General features: G+C 66.2%; 25 protein-coding genes. 21 read left to right on the plus strand and 4 right to left on the minus strand.

The genetic code is table 11. The features are described 5' to 3' along the window. Positions 1-70 precede the first annotated feature (70 nt). The 12 genes from AB0H61_RS13640 to AB0H61_RS13695 all read left to right on the plus strand — a co-directional run bounded on the left by AB0H61_RS13640 (position 71) and on the right by AB0H61_RS13695 (position 8,556). Entirely contained in the window at positions 71-610 is a 540-nt protein-coding gene (locus tag AB0H61_RS13640; protein ID WP_357303255.1) for a DoxX family protein, read from the plus strand. Positions 611-732: 122 nt separating this feature from the next. Next, on the plus strand, positions 733-1,125 hold the full coding sequence (locus tag AB0H61_RS13645; RefSeq protein ID WP_357303258.1) for a RidA family protein: 393 nt from the start codon (positions 733-735) through the stop codon (positions 1,123-1,125). 211 nt (positions 1,126-1,336) lie between these two features. Then, entirely contained in the window at positions 1,337-1,753 is a 417-nt protein-coding gene (locus AB0H61_RS13650; protein ID WP_357303260.1) for a hypothetical protein, read from the plus strand. Positions 1,754-1,832: 79 nt separating this feature from the next. Further along, complete coding sequence (locus AB0H61_RS13655) at positions 1,833-1,982, plus strand: hypothetical protein (protein ID WP_357303262.1); 150 nt, start codon at positions 1,833-1,835, stop codon at positions 1,980-1,982. Positions 1,983-2,162: 180 nt separating this feature from the next. After that, positions 2,163-2,744 (plus strand): DUF3558 domain-containing protein, encoded by a 582-nt coding sequence (locus tag AB0H61_RS13660; RefSeq protein ID WP_357303265.1) that lies wholly within the window; start codon positions 2,163-2,165, stop codon positions 2,742-2,744. An 82-nt stretch (positions 2,745-2,826) separates the two neighbouring features. After that, positions 2,827-3,216, plus strand: coding sequence for a hypothetical protein (locus AB0H61_RS13665; protein ID WP_357303268.1), 390 nt, complete (start codon positions 2,827-2,829; stop codon positions 3,214-3,216). Between the two features lie 570 nt (positions 3,217-3,786). Then, a complete protein-coding gene (locus AB0H61_RS13670) occupies positions 3,787-4,854 on the plus strand; it encodes a protein kinase (RefSeq protein WP_357303271.1) in 1,068 nt (355 codons plus the stop codon). Between the two features lie 83 nt (positions 4,855-4,937). Further along, a complete protein-coding gene (locus AB0H61_RS13675) occupies positions 4,938-5,096 on the plus strand; it encodes a hypothetical protein (RefSeq protein WP_357303273.1) in 159 nt (52 codons plus the stop codon). A 175-nt stretch (positions 5,097-5,271) separates the two neighbouring features. After that, positions 5,272-5,853, plus strand: a complete 582-nt coding sequence (locus AB0H61_RS13680; protein WP_357303276.1) for a DUF3558 domain-containing protein — start codon at positions 5,272-5,274, stop codon at positions 5,851-5,853. A 90-nt stretch (positions 5,854-5,943) separates the two neighbouring features. Then, positions 5,944-6,333, plus strand: a complete 390-nt coding sequence (locus AB0H61_RS13685; RefSeq protein ID WP_357303279.1) for a hypothetical protein — start codon at positions 5,944-5,946, stop codon at positions 6,331-6,333. 59 nt (positions 6,334-6,392) lie between these two features. Then, entirely contained in the window at positions 6,393-7,670 is a 1,278-nt protein-coding gene (locus AB0H61_RS13690) for a hypothetical protein (RefSeq protein ID WP_357303282.1), read from the plus strand. 124 nt (positions 7,671-7,794) lie between these two features. Beyond that, positions 7,795-8,556, plus strand: a complete 762-nt coding sequence (locus tag AB0H61_RS13695) for an ESX secretion-associated protein EspG (protein WP_357303285.1) — start codon at positions 7,795-7,797, stop codon at positions 8,554-8,556. 29 nt (positions 8,557-8,585) lie between these two features. Here the strand turns inward: AB0H61_RS13695 and AB0H61_RS13700 are convergent, their stop codons facing one another. The 3 genes from AB0H61_RS13700 to AB0H61_RS13710 form a co-directional block, all read right to left on the minus strand. After that, positions 8,586-9,296 carry a methyltransferase domain-containing protein gene (locus AB0H61_RS13700; protein WP_357303288.1) on the minus strand — a complete coding sequence of 237 codons (711 nt, stop codon included), beginning with the start codon at positions 9,294-9,296 and terminating at the stop codon, positions 8,586-8,588. A 202-nt stretch (positions 9,297-9,498) separates the two neighbouring features. Next, positions 9,499-11,538 carry an ATP-dependent DNA helicase gene (locus AB0H61_RS13705; RefSeq protein ID WP_357303290.1) on the minus strand — a complete coding sequence of 680 codons (2,040 nt, stop codon included), beginning with the start codon at positions 11,536-11,538 and terminating at the stop codon, positions 9,499-9,501. Between the two features lie 187 nt (positions 11,539-11,725). After that, the gene (locus AB0H61_RS13710; RefSeq protein WP_357303293.1) at positions 11,726-12,295 is read right to left on the minus strand and encodes an isochorismatase family protein; all 570 of its coding nucleotides are present in this window, start codon (positions 12,293-12,295) and stop codon (positions 11,726-11,728) included. A 99-nt stretch (positions 12,296-12,394) separates the two neighbouring features. Between AB0H61_RS13710 and AB0H61_RS13715 the strand changes: the two genes are divergently transcribed. Next, complete coding sequence (locus AB0H61_RS13715) at positions 12,395-12,622, plus strand: hypothetical protein (protein WP_357303296.1); 228 nt, start codon at positions 12,395-12,397, stop codon at positions 12,620-12,622. Here AB0H61_RS13715 and AB0H61_RS13720 read toward each other — a convergent pair. Further along, the gene (locus AB0H61_RS13720; RefSeq protein WP_357303299.1) at positions 12,619-13,932 is read right to left on the minus strand and encodes a nicotinate phosphoribosyltransferase; all 1,314 of its coding nucleotides are present in this window, start codon (positions 13,930-13,932) and stop codon (positions 12,619-12,621) included. The genes AB0H61_RS13715 and AB0H61_RS13720 overlap by 4 nt on opposite strands. 163 nt (positions 13,933-14,095) lie before the next feature. Here AB0H61_RS13720 and clpS point away from each other — a divergent pair, with 163 nt between their 5' ends. The 8 genes from clpS (at position 14,096) to AB0H61_RS13760 (ending at position 19,943) form a co-directional block, all read left to right on the plus strand. Continuing rightward, positions 14,096-14,395 carry an ATP-dependent Clp protease adapter ClpS gene (gene clpS / locus AB0H61_RS13725; protein ID WP_357303915.1) on the plus strand — a complete coding sequence of 100 codons (300 nt, stop codon included), beginning with the start codon at positions 14,096-14,098 and terminating at the stop codon, positions 14,393-14,395. Between the two features lie 45 nt (positions 14,396-14,440). Then, positions 14,441-15,010 carry a DUF2017 domain-containing protein gene (locus AB0H61_RS13730; RefSeq protein ID WP_357303302.1) on the plus strand — a complete coding sequence of 190 codons (570 nt, stop codon included), beginning with the start codon at positions 14,441-14,443 and terminating at the stop codon, positions 15,008-15,010. Positions 15,011-15,136: 126 nt separating this feature from the next. Further along, a complete protein-coding gene (locus AB0H61_RS13735; RefSeq protein WP_357303304.1) occupies positions 15,137-16,204 on the plus strand; it encodes a P1 family peptidase in 1,068 nt (355 codons plus the stop codon). Positions 16,205-16,488: 284 nt separating this feature from the next. Then, on the plus strand, positions 16,489-16,902 hold the full coding sequence (locus AB0H61_RS13740) for a M67 family metallopeptidase (protein ID WP_357303307.1): 414 nt from the start codon (positions 16,489-16,491) through the stop codon (positions 16,900-16,902). Positions 16,903-16,935: 33 nt separating this feature from the next. After that, positions 16,936-17,208 (plus strand): MoaD/ThiS family protein, encoded by a 273-nt coding sequence (locus AB0H61_RS13745; protein WP_357303310.1) that lies wholly within the window; start codon positions 16,936-16,938, stop codon positions 17,206-17,208. Between the two features lie 8 nt (positions 17,209-17,216). After that, positions 17,217-18,179 (plus strand): cysteine synthase, encoded by a 963-nt coding sequence (locus AB0H61_RS13750; RefSeq protein ID WP_357303313.1) that lies wholly within the window; start codon positions 17,217-17,219, stop codon positions 18,177-18,179. A 177-nt stretch (positions 18,180-18,356) separates the two neighbouring features. Then, a complete protein-coding gene (locus AB0H61_RS13755; RefSeq protein WP_357303316.1) occupies positions 18,357-19,100 on the plus strand; it encodes a rhomboid family intramembrane serine protease in 744 nt (247 codons plus the stop codon). Positions 19,101-19,178: 78 nt separating this feature from the next. After that, positions 19,179-19,943 (plus strand): cyclic nucleotide-degrading phosphodiesterase, encoded by a 765-nt coding sequence (locus AB0H61_RS13760; protein WP_357303918.1) that lies wholly within the window; start codon positions 19,179-19,181, stop codon positions 19,941-19,943. The last annotated feature ends 42 nt before the right edge of the window (positions 19,944-19,985 follow it).

A 19,985-nucleotide genomic window follows, 5' to 3' on the forward strand; every position in this document is an offset into this window, starting at 1 on the left:
GCAACAATCGGACCATAGTCCGTTTCGTTGTCTAACTTGTTGTCCATGATGTTGCAGGGATGAGGACCCCATGACCACGAACACCACGCTCGAGCGATTCACCTTCGCGCACCGCCTCGACGGCATCTCCACCGATATCGGCCTGCTGGTGCTGCGCGTCGTCTTCGGCGGGCTGCTCGCCGCGCACGGCAGCCAGAAGCTGTTCGGCTGGTTCTCCGGCCCTGGCCACGACGCGACCACCGCCATGTTCGACAATATGGGCTACAACCCCGGCAAACTGTTCGGCACCCTTGCCGGCCTGTCCGAGATGGTCGGCGGGCTGCTGCTGGTGGCCGGCCTCGTGACTCCGCTGGCCGCCGCCATCGTGCTGGGCACCATGATCAACGCCATGAACGCGACCTGGGGTCCGGGCCTGTTCGGCAAGGGCGGTTGGGAAACGGCACTGACCTTCGGCACCGTGGCCGCCGCCATCGCCTTCACCGGCGCGGGCAAGTTCTCGCTGGACAGCGGTCGCCCGTGGGAGCGCAAGGGTTTCCTTTGGGGCGTGGGCGCGGTGGTGCTCGCCGTCGCCACCGGCGTGCTGACGCTGATCCTGAAGTGGACGCTCTGACGCCTCCGGCGTAGAGCCGAATCCGATGCCCGTCCCGAATCCGGGGCGGGCATCGTCATGTCACACCCGAGCGGGCTGTGTCGTCTTCCCCTCGGAACACCGCCACCTGCAAGGAGAAGACGATGATCGACATCAGCAACCCCGCCGAACTGCACGACCCCACCGGCTTCGGCTACAGCCATGTGGCACGGGTGACCGGTGAACTCGTTCTCATCGCCGGACAATACGACTCCGACGCCGAAGGGCACACCACGAGCACCGATTTCGCCGAACAGGTCGACCGCGCCTTCACGAACCTCGGCATCGCGCTGCGCTCCGCGGGCCTGGACTACGCCGACGTGGCCCAACTGCGCACCTTCATCGTGGACCACGACCTCGGCAAACTCGAGGTGCTCGGCAAGAAGATCGCCGAGATCTGGGGGGAGCGCCCACCTGTGCAAACCCTGCTCGGGGTGGCCGCATTGGCGCTGCCGGACATGTTGTTCGAGGTGGACGCGGTCGCGGTGCGCGGGTGAGTTGATGTCCGGATTGGTCTGGGCGGACATTGGCGCCCGAAATCGGCGGGAACCCGCGGAAACCCGGGGAAAATGTCCGCCCAGACCATTCGCCCCCGCCGACGCGAGCGCGCTGAGGTGACCTCGCATCGGCTAGCATCGGCTCGCTTACCGCCTCGGACGCCAGGTCCCGCACCGATGCGCGCACTTCTCCCCGTATCCGGTCCCCGCGATGCCGCAGACCGGATACGGAGTCGCCCCGGTCGGCGGGCTGCCGCCGATGCGCCCGGTGGGCTCGCCGCAGCGATCGCGCTCCAAAGCCGGGCTGCTCGTGGGTCTCTCGGCGGGAGCGGTCCTGGTGCTGGCGGTAGTCGTCGGTGTTGTGGTCGCGGCACAGGGGTCGTTGGGCAATCAATCGGATGGGGATCTGATCAAGCAGGAGTTCTCGAAGATGGTGTCGGGGTGGCAGTTCGACGGCGGCTACCGCAACTCGAAGTGCAGCCGATGCGACACCAACAAGTACGACGCCGAAGGCAATCGGGCGATCCATCGTCCGAGTTTCGTGGGTCTGCTACAACGGCGACGGAATCGGCGAGAACAGCACCAGCCCACCCACTTTCGAGATCTACCAGTATGCCTCGGCGAGTGAAGCGAAGGCAGTCATCGATCAGCTCCCCAAGAGCACTCGCTCGAACGATGCGCACGGGAGCAAGACGTACACCAACTATGTGTTGGACGACGAGGGTCGCGGCGACAACAGGATGGTGTTCCCCGGTGATTCGAAGCACGAGAAGCTGCTCATGTACACCGACAGTCTCGGGGGAAGCCTGTTCCTGAATCTCGACGGAATCCGCGAGTGGTGGCGGCGGCTCCGCTGAGCTGACGGATGCGGCGGTCCAGCTCGAGTGGAAACCCGATGGCGCCCGTTCGGTCTCGCCCGTATCGGTTGACCGGGTCGTGCGGTCGGTTAGGCTGAGTTCGGCCCAAGAGGGAACCGATGGGGGATCCGGCGCGTCCAATTCTGTGACTGGTTGCTCCATGCGACATTCAGGAGAGAGATGCGAACGACCGTGGCGGTGTCGAGGGGGCTCGTGGTGCGGACCGTCTTGGCCGGTGTCGCGGTGGCGGGGTTGGTCGCGGGGTGTGGGTCGACGGTGGATGGGGCGGCGCAGACTGCCAGTCCGACGACGCCTCGGGGTGATCGGACGGTGACGTGGAATCCGTGTACGCGGTTGTCGGATGCCGCCCTGCGTGCGACGCGTGTTGATCCTGCTTCGAAGGACGTGGTCAGCGACGCTCCTACCGGGGCGACCGCGGCGCGTCTCTGCAATTGGTCATCCACCGAAGGCCCGTACCTCGTCGGTGTTGCCGCGACCGTCTACACACAGGACGAGACTCGGCAGAACAGCAAGCTGACCATCGTCCGGGAAGCGCGAATCGGATCGCGCCCCGGACTGGTTCATTACGACAAGTCGGATGACGACAAGCTGTTGTGCTACGTGAACATCCCTTCGCCTGAAGGCTCCCTGGAGATTTCGGTTGGGTGGCGATACAGCGAACGTGCCCGCATGACCGAGGCGCCCCCATGCGATCTAGCGGTGCAGCATGCCAAAGACCTCGAGCCCTACCTGCCCAAGTAATTGATAAATGGCCGGAGCAGGGTCCTTGCCGAGGGTGTACCGGCGCAAGTGACGTCGTTGTTTCATAGGGAGGAGGCACAAGATGGCAGCCGAGATGCAAAGTCTTGTGGCGCAGTGGAAGAACCTCAAAACGCAGGCGGAGTCGGGTGAGCTGATGGTAGACCCCGAGATCGGCACTGCATTGAAGGGTCACGCTGAGCAGATGAAAACAAAGCTGGATACCATGCTCGTCGGGATCAAGCAGCTGGACAAGCTCTCGGGTTTCGGCACGCTGGCAACGGCAACGACGCTGCAGGGCAAGTTCGAGCGTAAGGCCAGTGGGGACAATGCTTCGGCTGTCGAGAGGCTGAAGCAGAGCATCGAAGTAGTCACCCTGATGGCGGAAACCTATGAGAAGGCCACCCGCACGATTCAGGATACGGATCAGTCCAACTCTCAGAAGTTGGCGAACATGGACACGGGCGCCAAGTAGTGGTGTCCTTTGGTGATTGAATGGTGTATTCGTCCAAATCTGGGGGGGGAGCGCCCACCTGTGCAAACCCTTGCTCGGGGTGGCCGCATTGGCGCTGCCGGACATGTTGTTCGAGGTGGACGCGGTCGCCGTGCGCGGGTGAGTTGATGTCCGGATTGGTCTGGGCGGACATTTGCGCCCGAAATCTGCGGGAACCCGGGGAAACCCGGGGAAGATGTCCGCCCAGACCATTCGCCCCCGCCGACGCGAGCGTGGTGAGGTGACCCCGCTCGGCTAGCATCGGCTCGCTTACCGGAAATGAGGGAGGGGCCGGATGCTGCGGGATGGTGCGATTTTCGCCGGGTACGTCATCGAGGGACAGTTGGGGCGGGGCGGCATGGGCTCGGTCTATCTGGCGAAGCATCCGCGACTACGCACCGCGCTGAAGCTGTTGAACCAGGAGCTGTTCTCCGACAGCGAGATCCGCGCCCGATTCGAACGCGAAGCCGATCTGGTCTCCCGGCTGGAACACCCCCCAATATCGTCGCCGTCTTCGACCGCGGCATCGAGGACACCCAGCTCTGGATCTCGATGCAGTACATCGACGGCATCGACGCCTCCTCGGCGGATCCGGCCACTGTGCCCTCGGCCCGCGCCATCCAGATCATCGGCGAAACCGCCAAGGCCCTCTACTTCGCGCACAGCATGGGCGTCCTGCACCGCGACGTGAAACCCGCCAACATTCTGCTCGCCCGCGCCGCCGCCGGTCAGGAACGCGTCTACCTCACCGACTTCGGCATCGCCCGCCTCCGCGGGGACGCGGGCCACCTCACCCGAACCCGAGCATTCACCGTGACACTGGCCTACGCGTCACCCGAACAGTTGACCGGCGGACGGCCGATCCGATCAGTACTCCCTCGCGTGCACCCTGTACTGGCTCCTCTCCGGCGCCCTCCCCTTCGACTCGACGCACCCCGCCGCGGTCATCCAGGGACACCCTCAGCAGTCCCCGCCCGCGGTGAGCAGCGTCCGCCCCGGACTGCCCTTCGCATTCGATGCCGTCCTGGCGCGTGCCATGGCGAAGCGACCCGACGAACGGTTCGGGTCGTGCGCGAAGTTCGCCGAAGCGGCCCGACAGGCGCTCGCGGGTATCGGACCGGTCGTGCCTCAGATGCCGGGTCCCGCAGCGATGCGCGCGCACTTCTCCCCGTATCCGGTCCCCGCGATGCCGCAGACCGGATACGGAGTCGCCCCGGTCGGCGGGCTGCCGCCGATGCGCCCGGTGGGCTCGCCGCAGCGACCGCGCTCCAAAGCCGGTCTGCTCGTGGGTCTCTCGGCGGGAGCGGTCCTGGTGCTGGCGGTAGTCGTCGGCGTTGTGGTCGCGGCACAGGGGTCGTCGGGCAACCAATCGGATGGGGATCTGATCAAGCAGGAGTTCCCGAAGATGGTGTCGGGGTGGCAGTTCGACGGCGGCTACCGCAACTCGAAGTGCAGCCGATGCGACACCAACAAGTACGACGCCGAAAGCAACCGGGCGATCCACCGTCCGAGTTTCGGGAACTGGGTCCTGCAATGGGTCTGCTACAACGGCGACGGAATCGGCGAGAACAGCACCAGCCCAACCACTTTCGAGATCTACCAGTATGCCTCGGCGAGTGAAGCGAAGGCAGTCATCGATCAGCTCCCCAAGAGCACTCGCTCGAACGATGCGCACGGGAGCAAGACGTACACCAACTATGTGTTTGGACGACGAGGGTCGCGGCGACAACAGGATGGTCACCGTGTTCACCGGCGAACCGGAACACGAGAAGCTGCTCATGTACACCTACAGCCAGGGCGGCAGCCGGTACCTGAGCATGGACGGGATACGGGAGTGGTGGCGGGCAGCTCCGCTCAGTTGACGGATGCGCCGGTCGGGCGCGTGTGGAAACCCGATGGCGCCCGTTCGGTCTCGCCCGTATCGGTTGACCGGGTCGTGCGGTCGGTTAGGCTGAGTTCGGCCCAAGAGGGAACCGATGGGGGATCCGGCGCGTCCAATTCTGTGACTGGTTGCTCCATGCGACATTCAGGAGAGAGATGCGAACGACCGTGGCGGTGTCGAGGGGGCTCGTGGTGCGGACGGTCTTGGCCGGTGTCGCGGTGGCGGGGTTGGTCGCGGGGTGTGGGTCGACCGTGGATGGGACCGCGAACACGGCGAGTCCTACCGTTCCGCGCGGTGATCGGACGGTGACGTGGAATCCATGTACGCAACTGTCGGACGCTGCCTTGCGGGCGACGCGTGTGGATCCGTCCACGAAGCGCACCATCTCCGATGCTCCAACAGGGGCCACTGCGGCGCGTCTGTGCCGGTGGAGCTCCACAGAGGGCCCATACACCGTCGCTGTAGCCGCGACCGTGTACTCCCAGGATGAGGCACGGCAGAATAGTAAGATTACCGGTATTCGGGAGTTGCGAATCGGTCCTCGCCCGGGGCTGGTTTACTACGACAAAGCGGATGACGACAAGCTGCTCTGCTATGTGAATGTGCCGTCGCCGGAAGGTTCGATTGAAATTTCCGTCGGATGGCGATACAGCGAGCGTGCCAGTATGACCCAAGCGCCGCCATGTGACCTGACGGTTCAGCACGCAAAAGATATTGAACCGTACCTGCCGAAGTGACAAAGAAGCTGCCAGCGGGGGGCTCTGAAGAGAGGTGGAACGCGGTGGTAGGGCAGGGAAGTGGAATGGATCGTAGGGAGGAGGCACAAGATGGCAGCCGAGATGCAAAGTCTTGTGGCGCAGTGGAAGAACCTCAAAACGCAGGCCGAATCGGGTGATATTCGCATGGACCCCGAGATCGGCAACGCTTTGAAGGGTCACGCCGAGCAAATGAAGACCAAGCTCGATGATTTTCTCGCGGATACAAATCGACTTGAGAATCTCTCCGGCTTCGGTACGTTGAAAACCGCGACAACGTTACAGTCAAAATTTGAGGGTAAGGCCAGCGGTAGCGATGGTTCGGCGATCGAGCGGCTGAAGCAGAGCATCGAAGTGCTTACCTTGATGGCGGAAACCTATGAGAAGGCAACCCGCACGATTCAGGATACGGATCAGTCCAACTCTCAGAAGTTGGCGAACACGGACGCGGGGGCCAAGTAATGGTGTCTTTCGGCGACTGGTTTGCGTATTCGGGCAATCCGATAGTTGATCTGCCCAAAATGATTTCGGACTCACGTGATGACGCTGATGACAACAAGAAGTCCGACCAGGATCGGGCAAACGATCAGAAGGAGACCTGGGACAAGGACCGTGGAATCGTCAACAGCGAGTATTCGAGCCTGCTTTCGGAGTCCGGTGCGGGAACCGATGGTAAGGTTCTGACCTTCCAAGATCCGTTCGAAACCATGGGTCATCAGGAAATCTATGATGCGCTCAGGGATGTCGACCAGAACCAGATCAACCTCGCCGCCAATGGCTGGCGAGATCTGGCGCGAGACTCCAGATCCGCGGTGGACGAATTCTCCAAGTCCGTCGAGCAGTCCATCACCGACAAATGGAACGGCAAGTCGGGGTCGAAGGCGATCGAGGCTACCCGCCAGTTCGCGACATCCTTCACCAAGCTGGCCGCTGGATTCCAGTTGGTCGGTCACGGCCTCGACTTGATGCAAGGCCATCTGGCCCAAGCCAAGGGCTCGGTCGGTCAGCCCGACAACTACACCTTCGGTGACAAGGTCATCGACGCCCTGCCGTTCCAGAGTGTCGTGAAGGGGCCGACCTATCGCGCCGAGGAAGCGGAGGAGCAGGCGCGGTATGTGATGACCAACTACTACCGGCCGGGCGCAATAGATGTCGACGGGAAGACCCCTGTACTTGCCGAACCCTCCAGTAAGACCGAGGAGGAAAAGAAGGAGGTGCCGAAGGTCCCGGGCAGCAACCCGGGCAGCAACCCAGGCGGCAACCCGGGCAGTAATCCAGGCAGCAACCCGGGGGGCACGACGCCGCAGGGCACGACCCCTCAGTCGACAAATCCGCAGTCGACCAACCCTCAGAGCACCGATCCGCAGTCCACGAATCCGGCCGGTACGAATACGGATCCGAGTAAAACGAAGACGGAGACGCCGACCACCCCGCAGTCGGCTAATCCGTCGACACCGAATTCGAATCTTCCCAGTTCCAATGTGCCCAAGACGGGTTCGCCCAAATTGGGGTCGTCGGGGACGCCGAGTACGCCCGGGGGGACACCGAGTGCGGGGAAGAGTGTGCCCGGCAGCGGGACCCAGTCGCCGAGCAGTTCGGGTAAGTCCAGTAGTTCGGGGAAGACGGGTGCGTCGGGGCGATCGGGGATGCCCGGTATGGGCGGCGGCGGGGCTGGCCGCGGCAAGGGTGATGATGACGATGAACATCAGACCCCGGATTACCTGGTGTACGACCGTGGAGACGAGTTGCTCGGTTCGCAGCCTCCCGCGCTGCCGCCGGGCGGAGTGATCGGTGGATGAGCGAGCGAGTCATGGTGCAGGGCTATGCGGCGGGGCTGCCGCGACCGACCGTCGGTGCAGCGGGGAAGGTATGGCGAATCGGGTGCTCGGGTACGCCGGGCGGAGTGTTCGGTGAGATGCTGGCATGAGTGATAACCGTTGGCATTTGAGCGGTTTGATGTTCCAGATCGCGGTAGAGGGGTTCGGGCGGGATCGGCTGCCATACCCGATCCGGTACATCGCGGACGATCCGGGCATCGAGGCCGCCGAAGATTATGTGCGACTGCGGCAGCAGGCCGGACAGGATATGGCCCGTTTCGCGGGCCGCGAACTGTTCGACGCGTTGACTGTGCTGCTGGAACCGGAGGTTCGGGTCGAGGTGCACGGTTTCTACGGGCCCGAATTCGGCAAGGTGGTGCGGGTGCACGCGGGCATGGTCGGCACGATGGCGGCGGTGGCCGTGCAATTGCCCGGTCCCACCCAGCATTACGGGCGTGACGTGATTCTGACCCGGACCACCCCGCGCGGTGTGGCCTCGCAAATCGTTGCGGCGCTGCCGAAATGCGCGCCGGGTCGGTTCCATCCGGTCACCGGGCGTCGCTCCGATCTGGATCGTGCGTCACACGGACGGGATCCGTATACCGAGGAGATCGACCGGATCATCCGTCGTCCGCGTTCGGGGCTGGGGGAGATCAATGTCTTTCGCGGTGGTGCGATCGACAGCAGACCGACGAACGACGGCCGCGGCTTCCACTGGATGGATTACCTCCCGGCCGACGGCCGCTACCTCCTGGACAACCACGACCGTGACGAGTTCACGCTCGCCCCGGGCCCGGCCGACGAAATCCACCGCAGACTCGACGAACTCATCTCCTCGATCCATCGACCGACGGCCGACACCTGGTAGTTGCCGCTGACGCCCGAACGGCGGTGGCATCAGCCGTCGGCCGGGCCGTGCAGGATCAGCATACTGGTCGCGCCGCGGTGGAACTCGTAGCCGGTTTCGCGGAAGCTGGTTCGGATTCCTTTGTCGTGTAGTTCCTTTCGGAGGTGAGCGATCAGATCGTCCTGGGGTCTGCCGAGGTGATCGACCAGCGGATACAGCCGGGTCTCGCCGGTCGATACCCGCGATAGTTCCAGCAGCGCCATGAGGTGGAAGTCGGCGTCGAGGCGGTCGGCGTAGGTGAAGAGCAGATGTGAGCTGAGCGTCAGGTCGAAACTGTTGTCCGCGAAGGGGAGTGAGGGCAGCGATGCGGCGACGTAGCGCTGCGGGTGGGCGAGGAGGTCGGCGCCGAACAAGGTTGCGGCGGTGCGACGCATGCGGTGGTGCTGCTGCGGGTCGCCGTACCAATCCCACCGGTAGCGGTCGTGATGCGCTCCGGCCCAGTCGCTTCCGCGATCGGTTTCGGTAAGAGCGAGGGTGCGCAGTTGTGCGGGTGGATGGGTGTAGATCGGATCGGCGGCGGTGACGTGGGCGCCGAGTGCGCTGGCTTCGGCCGCGAAACTCGCTGCCCCGCCGGGACAGTCGAGAATGCGGCGAGCCCGCAGGTCGCTGTCCGCGAGCGTGAAGATTGCCCGATATTCGGCCAAAGATCTTGCGCTGATCAGGAATTCGCCGAGGATATCGGTGTCGGGAGGGTGCTTCATCTGAAAACCGTCTCATGCGTCGCGGAATTGCGACAACGATTTTGTGAGAGCAAAAGATAGCGGTGTCCCCGCGCCGTGTGCAGGGCTTGACGCGGGGACCGCCGATACGTCCGGTGTGGGAATTGGGGTTACACCGACGTACCGAGATTCAATTTACTTCTGCCTGGAAATATGTCCAGGACTCTGTGGTCGAGATCACAGTTTAGCCGGAAGTTAGCCGTTTCAGTGCCTTGATGACGACTTCCGGGTCGGAAGTCTCCCAATACGGCGGCAGCGACGCCCGCAGGTAGCCGCCGTAACGAGCGGTCGCCAGGCGAGAATCGAGGATGGCGACCACGCCGCGATCGTCCACGCTGCGCAGCAGTCGGCCGGTGCCCTGGGCAAGCAGCAGCGCGGCATGATTGGCCGCGACGGTCAAGAATCCGTTGCCGCCGCGTGACTCCACCGCGCGCTGCCGCGCCGCCAGCAGCGGATCATCCGGCCGCGGGAACGGAATCCGGTCCAGGATCACCAGGCTCAGCGATGGGCCGGGCACGTCCACGCCCTGCCACAGTGACAGGGTGCCGAAGAGCGAGGTCTCCGGGTCGTCCGCGAATTTGCGCACCAGTGCGCCCGTCGCGTCGTCCCCTTGACACAGCACCGGCGTATCGAGTCGGTTGCGCAGCGCCTCGGTGGCGGCCTTGGCCGCGCGCATCGAGGAGAACAGGCCGAGGGTGCGTCCACCGGCCGCCCGGATCAACTGCTCGATCTCATCGAGGTAGGCGGGCGGCAAGCCGTCGCGACCGGGGGCGGGTAGATGTTTGGCGACGTAGAGGATGCCGGATTTGGCGTGATCGAACGGTGAGCCCACGTCGAGCGAACTCCAGCGCACGGTGTCGGCATCCGATGGCGCCTCGGCCCCGTTGGCGGCGCCGGTATCGGAGCGGCCCCCAATCTGCGCGGGCAGGCCCCAGGTGACGGCGAGCCCGTCGAACGAACCGCCGATCTGCAGGGTGGCCGAGGTCAGCACGACCGTGGCGGTACCGAACAGGCGGGTGCGCAGCAGCCCGCCGACCGAGAGCGGCGCCATTCGCAGCGTCTTGCGCGGCACCCCGCGAATATCCTCGGAGGCCAGCCAGATGACATCGCGACGGGTGGCCGGATCAGGTTCGTCGAAGGCCGTGAGCGCACGCACGGCGCTGTCGTGCACATCGTCGATGGCGGCCAGGGCGAGGGTGCGGGCCGCGGCGGTATCCGGGTCCCCCTGCGCCGAGGTGCCGCCGGGCGGGGCAAGCGCGGTGCGGGCGTTCCACGCGGCGTCGCGCACCAGCGCGAGGGCCGGGGCGACACCATTGGGCATGGTGTCCCAGCGGGCGGCGGGCAGTTCGTCGAGAGCCTCGTGCCAGGCGTCGGCCGCGCCCTCCAAGCGGTCCACTTCTTGCTCGTCGATGAGTTTGGCGCAGCGGCGAGCCGCCGCGCTGATCGCGGAGGGGGCCAACTCGGCGGTGGCGACACCGGTGACGCGGTCCACCAATTCGTGCGCCTCGTCGATGACGACGACATCGTGTTCGGGCAGCACCTGGATGCCGCTGATGGCATCGATGGCCAGCAGCGCGTGATTGGTCACCACCACATCCGCCTGGGCCGATTCGGCGCGGGCGCGTTCGGCGAAGCAATCCTGGCCGAATGGGCAACGCGACTTGCCCAGGCACTCCCGCGACGACACGCTGACCTGCCGCCAGGCGCGGTCGGTGACGCCGGGGGCGAGTTCGTCGCGGTCGCCGGTCTCGGTCTCGGAGGCCCATTCGTTGAGCCGCTGCACCTCTCGGCCGAGCCGGGAGATGGCGAAGGCGTCGAACAGTTCGGCCTCGGCGGGCTCGTCCGGCAGCACGCTGTTGATTTTGTTGAGGCACAGATAGTTGTTGCGGCCCTTGAGGATCGCGAACTTCGCCTGCCTGCCGAGCGGCTTGCTCAGCGCGTCGGCCAGGCGCGGCAGATCACGGTCGACCAGCTGCCGCTGTAGCGCGATGGTCGCCGTGGACACCACCACCGTGCGCCCGGTCCGCACCGCATGCCGCAGGCTCGGCACCAGATACGCCAGCGACTTACCGGTGCCGGTTCCGGCCTGTACCGCGAGATGCTCCTTGGTGTCGATCGCGTGGTCCACCGCGGCCGCCATCGTCACCTGGCCGGTGCGCTCTTTACCGCCGAGCGCCTGTACGGCGGTGGACAAAAGCTCCGGTAAGGGCGGCAGTTCGGGCACGTGAGCAGCCTACTGCCCGGCACCGACAGGGTCGGTGGCCCAGCCCGGACCGATGCGCTGCCGCCGACCCTTCCGCCACCAACTCGGCGTGTTACTCGGTGAGTCGGCCTCAATCACCGGTATGCCTCGCTCCGGTGGTGCAGCGGCGGCCGCGCTTCGGGTGCACGGCGACCGGATCGGTAGGTCGCTACGTCTGGTCGAGGGCGCCGGTCAGTTCGATCCCGGCGGCGCGCAGTTGGTCCAGCGCCCTCGCGGTGGTCGCGGGCGCGACACCGGCGGTCAGATCCAGCAGCACTCGGGTATCGAAGCCCGCCGCGGCGGCATCCAATGCGGTGGCGCGCACGCAGTGGTCGGTGGCGATGCCGACGATGTCGACCTCATCGATCTCGTTGGCGCGCAACCACTCCGCCAGGGGGGCGCCATCCGAGGTGGCACCCTCGAAACCCGAATAGGCGGCGGAGTATTCGCCCTTGGAGAAGATCTCCCGGATCGGGCCGGTATTCAGATTCGGGTGGAATTCGGCGCCGGATGTGCCGACCCGGCAGTGCGGCGGCCAGGTATCCACGTAATCCGGATTCGCGGAGAAGTGTGCGCCCGGATCGACGTGATGGTCGCGGGTCGCGACGACCGTCGCGTAGTCGGCGCCCGTCAGGTACTCGCTGATGCGCTCGGCTACCGCGGCGCCGCCCATGACGGCGAGCGATCCGCCTTCGCAGAAGTCGTTCTGCACGTCGACGATGATCAACGCCCGGCTCATGACGCATTACCTTTCGCGCGATGTAAACGAAGCCTACTCCGTCGGTGAATTACCTTATGCCGCCTCTCGGTTGGGCGGACCCCGCATAAGGAGAGATACGTGAACAGCAGCTTCGTCAGAATTCTGGTCGCCGTACTGGTCGGCTACGGCGTCTACGCCGCGCTGGCGGTAGTGGCCGGGGTGCGCCCGGACAGCGTGGGCGATTGGATCACCATGGCGGTCAAGGGTTTCCTCATCGTCGGGGTGGCCGCGCTCGCGGTGGAATGGGTCAACAAACGCAAGCAGGCCCACGCGCGCGGCGCCGCCGAGCCGGGCAACGGTGACTAGCGCACGAAGGTGGTCGGGATCGCGGGTTCGCCCGCGGACAGCTTCAGACCCTCCCACGGCAGGCTGACCAGCCCGCGCGCGACCAGGTCGCGGCTTTCGGCCAGTGTCGGCACTCCGTCGCACACCTTGCCGTCACGGATCAGCGGAACCATGAGCTCGCGGGCCTGGAATCCGTTGGTATCGGGCATGGGGCCCGCCGCCGGGTAGATGATTTCCTCGACGACGGTGCCGGTGCGGCGCGCGAGCCGGACCGCCTTCTTCGTCCCGCCGCGCGACTCCTTGTGGCTGCTGCGCTTGGCGACCGGCACACCGTCCACCTCGACCAGCTTGTAGACCATGCCCGCGGTGGGCGCACCCGATCCGGTCACCAGTGCGGTGCCGACCCCGTACACATCGACCGGTTCGGCGCGCAGCGCGGCGATCGCGTATTCGTCCAGGTCGCCCGAGACCACGATGCGGGTGTCGGTCGCGCCGAGCCGGTCCAACTGCTCGCGCACCTGCCGGGCGAGCACGCCGAGGTCGCCGGAGTCGATACGCACGCCGCCGAGTCCGGGACCGGCCACCTCGATGGCGGTCGCGACGCCCTGGGTGATGTCGAAGGTGTCGACCAACAGGGTGGTCCCGATGCCGAGCGCCTCGATCTGGCTGCGGAAGGCAGCCGCCTCGTGCGCGCCGTCCGCACCGCTGTGCAGCAGCGTGAATGCGTGCGCGCTGGTCCCCGCGCCGGGCACTCCGTAGCTGCGTACCGCCTCCAGATTGGAGGTGGCGTCGAAACCGGCCAAGTAGGCGGCGCGCGAGCTGGACGGCGCCGCCAGTTCGTGGGCGCGCCGGGATCCCATCTCGATCATTCGCCGCCCCGCCGCCGCGCTGACCATGCGCGCCGCGGCCGAGGCGATCGCGCTGTCGTGGTTGAGCACCGACAGGACCAGCGTCTCGAGCATTACGCATTCCGCGAAACTGCCGCGCACCGACAGGATCGGCGAACCGGGGAAATAGAGTTCGCCCTCCGGGTAGCCGTCGATATCGCCGGTGAAGCGGTAATCGCGCAGCCAGTCCACCGTGCGGGCATCGAGGAAGGGTGCGACGACGGCCAATTCCGGCTCGCCGAAGCGGAAGCGTGCCAGGGCCTCCAATAGTCGGCCGGTGCCCGCGACGACACCGTACCGACGACCGTTTGGCAATCTCCTGGCAAACGCTTCGAAGCTGCACCGGCGGTGTGCCGATCCGTCGGCCAGAGCGGCGGCCAGCATGGTCAACTCGTACTGGTCGGTCAGCAAGGCGGTGCTGGCGACGGCGTCGCGGATCTCCACCCTCGTCACTGTAGACAGCGAATGCGACACGGGGGATGCGACATCGTTGTGGCTGGTCTACGGCCCGCTACCGCCCACAGACCCTCGCGCGCACGGCGGTATGGGTGTTGTTTATCCGGAGTCGAGTCGTACCCTTGACGTTATGGGCTTGTGCGAAACAGATATGACGCTGTCGGCGGCACAGGCGACTCCGGAGGCGGTTGAGTACACCGAGATCCTGGAGGCGGAAGACCGTCCGTGGGTGACGGTGGTCTGGGACGACCCCGTCAACCTGATGCATTACGTCACCTACATCTTTCAGAAGCTGTTCGGCTACACCAAGGCGAAGGCGACCGAGCTGATGCTCCAAGTGCACAACGAAGGCAAGGCTGTGGTCTCCTCGGGGTCGCGCGACAAGATGGAACAGGATGTCCGGCGGCTCCATGCCGCGGGACTCTGGGCGACCATGCAACGGGACGACTGACCGGTAGGACTACCCTCGACGCCGTGCCGAACTGGAGCCAGCGCCGTGCGTAAGTGGAGTCGGAAGAATTCGCTGAGCGGTCTCAAGCTGCGATCCGAAATGGACGCGCGCGAGGCCGGTGTGTTGCGTTCGCTGGTCGGCGCGGTATCCGGATTGCTCACCGAGCGTGCCCAATCCGCTCCCGATGACGAACTCGCCGCCCTCACCGGCCTGCGCACCGGCAACACCACGCCGCCGGAAGACCCGCGCCTGCGTCGTTTGCTGCCGGACTTCCACAACAGCGAACCCGGTTCCCCCGACGCCGACCGCGCCGACCTCAACAGTGCGCTGCGCGGCCTGCACGAACCGGAGATCATCGATAGCAAGCTCGCCGCCGGTTCCGTGGTGCTCGATACCGTTCCGGCCGACGGCGGCAAGATCATCCTCACCCCCGAGCAGGCCGACGCCTGGCTGGCGGCGCTGACCGACGTCCGCCTCGCACTCGGCACCGTCCTCGGCATCGACGCCGACACGCCCGACCATCTGGAGCCGGACGATCCGCGCGGGCCGCATCTGGACGTCTACCACTGGCTCACATGGATGCAGGACTCGCTGTTGCAGGCGCTCGCACCCTGAACATCCGGGCGCTCACCGCGACCCGGTTCGCTGTCGCTCGCCGTCCTGACCGCGTCGCACTCTCGCGAGGGGACGGGCCAGCGGCGCGAACCAGAATGGGTGTCGGTCGGCGAAGGAAGGTGGCGTATGAATGCGGTTGCCGGTCCGCGTAACTCACTCACGGACGTTGCGGGGCTGCTGGTCGGACATCACCACGTACTCGATGCCGACGCGGCGATCGGGTCGGGCGCGGCGACCGGCTGCACCGTCGTGCACGCACCCGGCGGTGCAATGGCCGCGGTCGATGTGCGCGGGGGTGGGCCGGGAACCAGGGAAACCGACCTGCTGGATCCGAGTAATACGGTGCGGCGGGTCGATGCGATCCTGCTCACCGGCGGCAGTGCCTACGGGCTCGCGGCCGCCGACGGTGTGATGCGCTGGCTGGAGGAGCACGGCCGGGGCATTCCGATGGATCCGGTCGATCCGAGCCGCGTGGTGCCGATCGTGCCCGGTGCGGTGATCTTCGATCTTCCGGTGGGGGCGTGGAACATTCGGCCCACCGCCGACTTCGGGTACCGAGCGGCGCAGACCGCGGCCGTCGATTTCGCACGGGGTTCGGTCGGCGCGGGTGTCGGTGCGCGCGCCGGTTCGATCAAGGGTGGCGTCGGCAGCGCGAGTGTGGTGATAGGCGAGGGCCCGGCCGCCGGGGTGACGGTGGCGGCGCTTATCGTGGCCAATCCGGTCGGCTCGGTCTTCGATCCGCGCACCGGGTTGCCCTGGGGCGCAGGCACCGACGGTCCCGAATACTTCGGCCTGCGCACCGCGGACCCCGAACGGCTGGCCGCCGCCAACGCGCTGCCGGTCAAGGGAACCGTGCTCAACACCACCATCGGCGTGGTCGCCACGGACGCACCGCTGGACTCGATCGGCTGCCGCCGGATGGCGATGACCGCACACGACGGCCTGGCCCGCGCGGTTCGTCCCGCCCATTCCCCCTTGGACGGTGACACGATCTTCGCGCTGGCCACCGCCACCGCTGAGCCACTGGAACTCCCGCTTCCGCCTGCCTTCCCACCGGATCTGCTGCTCCTCGACGAGGTCTGTACCGCGGCGGCCGTCTGTGTCGAACGCGCGATCGTCGATGCGATCCTCGCGGCCCGCGCCGTCGCGGGCATTCCCGCGTACACCGACCTCTTCCCGCGTCGAACCGGCTGATCGAGGATTTCCGCACCGGCCGGGGCCCAGTCCACGCGACAGGCGAACCGTTCGTGTTTGCCGTGGTCGCGACCACGGGCTCCGTGTGGGCCGCTCGATGGCGGGATATCCGGCGTCTTCCCGAAACCGAGCCGGAGATCCCGCCTCCGCCGCGTCGGGCCGGTAGATACCGGCGCAAACAGGTACCGGGCGACGGGCCGGGGGGAATAGCCGAATATTCTGGCTCGTTGTCGAGTGCGAATGGGGCGGCGATAGCTGTGCCGGAATGCGGAAGGGTTTGACTCGTGCTGGTGATTAAGGCCGACCTGGTGGCCGCGATGGTGGACCATGCCCGCGCCGATCACCCGGACGAGGCCTGCGGCATCATCGCCGGGCCGGAGGGGTCGGATCGGCCGGAGCGGTTCGTGGCCATGATCAATGCGGAGCGTTCGCCCACCTTCTACCGCTTCGACTCCGGTGAGCAGCTGAAGGTGTGGCGCGAGATGGACGACGCCGACGAGACCCCGGTGGTGATCTATCACTCGCACACCGCGACCGAGGCGTACCCGAGCCGCACCGATATCTCCTACGCCTCCGAGCCGTACGCGCACTACGTGCTCATCTCCACACGCGACCCCGAGCAGCACGAGCTGCGCAGCTATCGGATAGTGGACGGCGAGGTCACCGAGGAACCGGTGCAGATCGTCGACGCCTACTAGCCCCCTGAATTCTGTCGAAATCGAGGAGTACCCATGTCGGTAACCGTGTCCATCCCGACCATCATGCGCGGCCTCACCGGAGGCGAGAAGCGTGTGCAGGCCGATGGCGCCACGCTGTCCGCGCTGATCGATGACCTGGACGCCAACCACCCCGGTCTGGCCGAACGGCTGCTCAAGGACGGCAAGCTGAACCGCTTCGTCAACATCTACGTAGACGACGAGGATGTGCGTTTCTCGGGTGGCCTGGCGGCCGAGGTGCCCGAGGGCGCGTCGGTGACCATCCTGCCCGCCGTCGCCGGAGGCTGATCCACCCCGTGGCGCGCTATGAATCGCTGATCGCGACCCTCGGCAACACCCCGCTGGTCGGGCTGCGCACCCTGTCTCCGCGGTGGGACGGGGAGAATCATGTGCGGCTGTGGGCCAAACTCGAGGACCGCAACCCCACCGGGTCGATCAAGGACCGCCCGGCGCTGCGCATGATCGAACAGGCCGAGTCCGATGGCCTGCTCACGCCCGGCTGCACAATTCTGGAGCCCACCAGCGGCAATACCGGAATCTCGCTGGCCATGGCGGCCAAGTTGAAGGGCTACCGGCTGGTCTGCGTGATGCCGGAGAACACCTCGGTCGAGCGCAAGCAGCTGCTCACCATGTTCGGCGCGGAGATCATCGATTCCCCCGCGGCGGGCGGGTCGAACCAGGCGGTCGCGCTGGCCAAGCAGATCGCCGCCGAGCATCCGGATTGGGTGATGCTCTACCAGTACGGCAATCCGGCCAATGCGCTGGCGCACTACGAGGCCACCGGCCCCGAGATTCTGGCCGATCTGCCGGAGATCACGCATTTCGTCGCGGGTCTGGGCACCACCGGAACCCTGATGGGCACCGGCCGCTTCCTGCGCGAGCATGTGCCCGATATCGAGATCGTCGCGGCCGAACCGCGCTACGGCGAGCTGGTGTACGGGCTGCGCAATATCGATGAGGGATTCATTCCCGAGTTGTACGACGAGTCGGTGCTCACCACCCGGTTCTCCGTCGGACCTTTCGACGCGGTCAAGCGCACCCGCGAATTGGTGCTCGAGGAGGGCATTTTCGCGGGCATCTCCACCGGCGCCATCCTGCACGCCGCATTGGGTGTGGCCAAGAAGGCGCTGAAGGCGGGTGCGCGCGCCGATATCGCCTTCGTCGTGGCGGACGGCGGCTGGAAGTACCTGTCGACCGGCGCCTATGACGGCACCCTCGAAGAGGCCGAGGAGCGCCTCGACGGACAACTCTGGGCGTGACCCGGTCGATCGACGCCACGGATCGGCCTTCGCGGAGCCGTGGCGTCGTCGGGTCGCGCGATCGACGGCCTCGGCATACGGCCCGATCGGGGTCCATGTCGGTACCCTCGTAGTGGCGGGACGCCGGATCGGACGATCGGATTCGCCCCGCGCATCCGCTCCCACCAGGAGGTTGCCATGACCGGCGGTGCGGGACTCGGTCCCTCGTTCGATCCGGATCGGCTCGCGGTTCTGCGTGCGCAATTCTCGAATCCCGGCGTGACCAATGCGCCGAATGCGCCGAGCCCGCCGATATCGGGCACTCCCGCCGAGCCGCGTGGCTTCGCGGCGCTGAAACTGTTGTGGCTGCGCGCGGGCGCGGTCATTCTCGGCTTCGTCGCCATGCTCTACCTCATCGAGGGCTTCGACCAGATCGGCAGCCGCCAACTCGACACCGCGGGTATCGAACCGCGTGAGGCGGATGGGTTGTGGGGCATCCTCTGGGCCCCGGTGCTGCACGGTGGCTGGGATCACCTGATCGGAAACACCCTGCCGCTGCTGGTGCTCGGCTTCATCGTGTTGCTGTCCGGCATCTGGCGTGGACTGGCCGCGACCGCGATCATCTGGGTCGTCGCGGGCGTCGGCACCTGGCTGAGCGGCGCGGACGGTACCGTGCACCTGGGCGCATCGTCGCTGGTCTTCGGCTGGTTGACGTTCCTGATCTCGCGCGGCTGGTTCGCCCGCAACCTCGGCCAGATCGTGCTCGGCCTGGTTGTGCTGGCCCTCTACGGATCGCTGCTGTGGGGTGTACTGCCCGGCCAGCCCGGAATATCTTGGCAGGGGCATCTTTTCGGGGCGGTGGGTGGACTGCTTGCGGGCTGGGTACTCTCTGGTGATGCACGCCGAAATCGTCGCGGGGATAAGGCCGGAGTTATTGCGTAGCCACGATGAGCGTGCGGCCCGCTCAGGAATTTGGGGGATCCTTTCGTGACCGAGAATTCATCGTGGCAGCATGAGGGAATGCGCCTTACCGTCCTCGGGTGCTCGGGCAGTGTGTCCGGCCCGGACTCCCCAGCGTCGGGGTACCTGTTGACCGGCCCGGATATGTCGCCGGTGGTCATCGATTTCGGACCCGGCGTGCTCGGCGCGCTGCAACGCTACGCCGATCCCGGTGAGGTCGATATCTTCCTCACCCACCTGCACGCGGACCACTGCCTGGACCTACCCGGCCTGCTGGTGTGGCGGCGCTACCACCCGACGCCGCCGGAGGGGCAGGCCATCGTGCGCGGCCCGTCGGACGCGCCGCTACGGATCGGCAATGCTTCGGCCGAGGTCGGCGGCGAATGCGACGACTGGTCCGATGTGATCGACCACCGGCCGTGGATCGAGGGGGAGCCGGTCGAGTTCGGGCCGGGACACACCGTGCTGGCGCGCCGGATGTACCACCCGCCGGAGTCCTACGGGCTGCGGATCGTCACCAAGGCCGGACGCACCTTCGTCTACACCGGCGATACCGCCATGTGCGATGCGGTGCAGGAGCTCGCGCAGGGCGCCGACCTCCTGATGGCGGAGGCCTCGTGGACGCACGACCCGGCGAATCGTCCGGCCGGGATTCACCTTTCGGGAACCGAGGCGGGCCAGATCGCGGCCGCGGCCGGGGTCAAGGAACTGCTGCTCACCCACATTCCGCCGTGGACCTCGCGCGAGGATGTGATCGCCGAGGCGAAGGCGGTCTTCTCCGGGCCGGTCCACGCCGTCGCACCGGGCGAAACCTTCGATATCTGAGCGCCTACGCCGCACCGCGAACAGGGCACAGTAGGCTTGCGC

This window comes from Nocardia sp. NPDC050710 (genome assembly GCF_040654375.1).
Lineage (GTDB): Bacteria > Actinomycetota > Actinomycetes > Mycobacteriales > Mycobacteriaceae > Nocardia.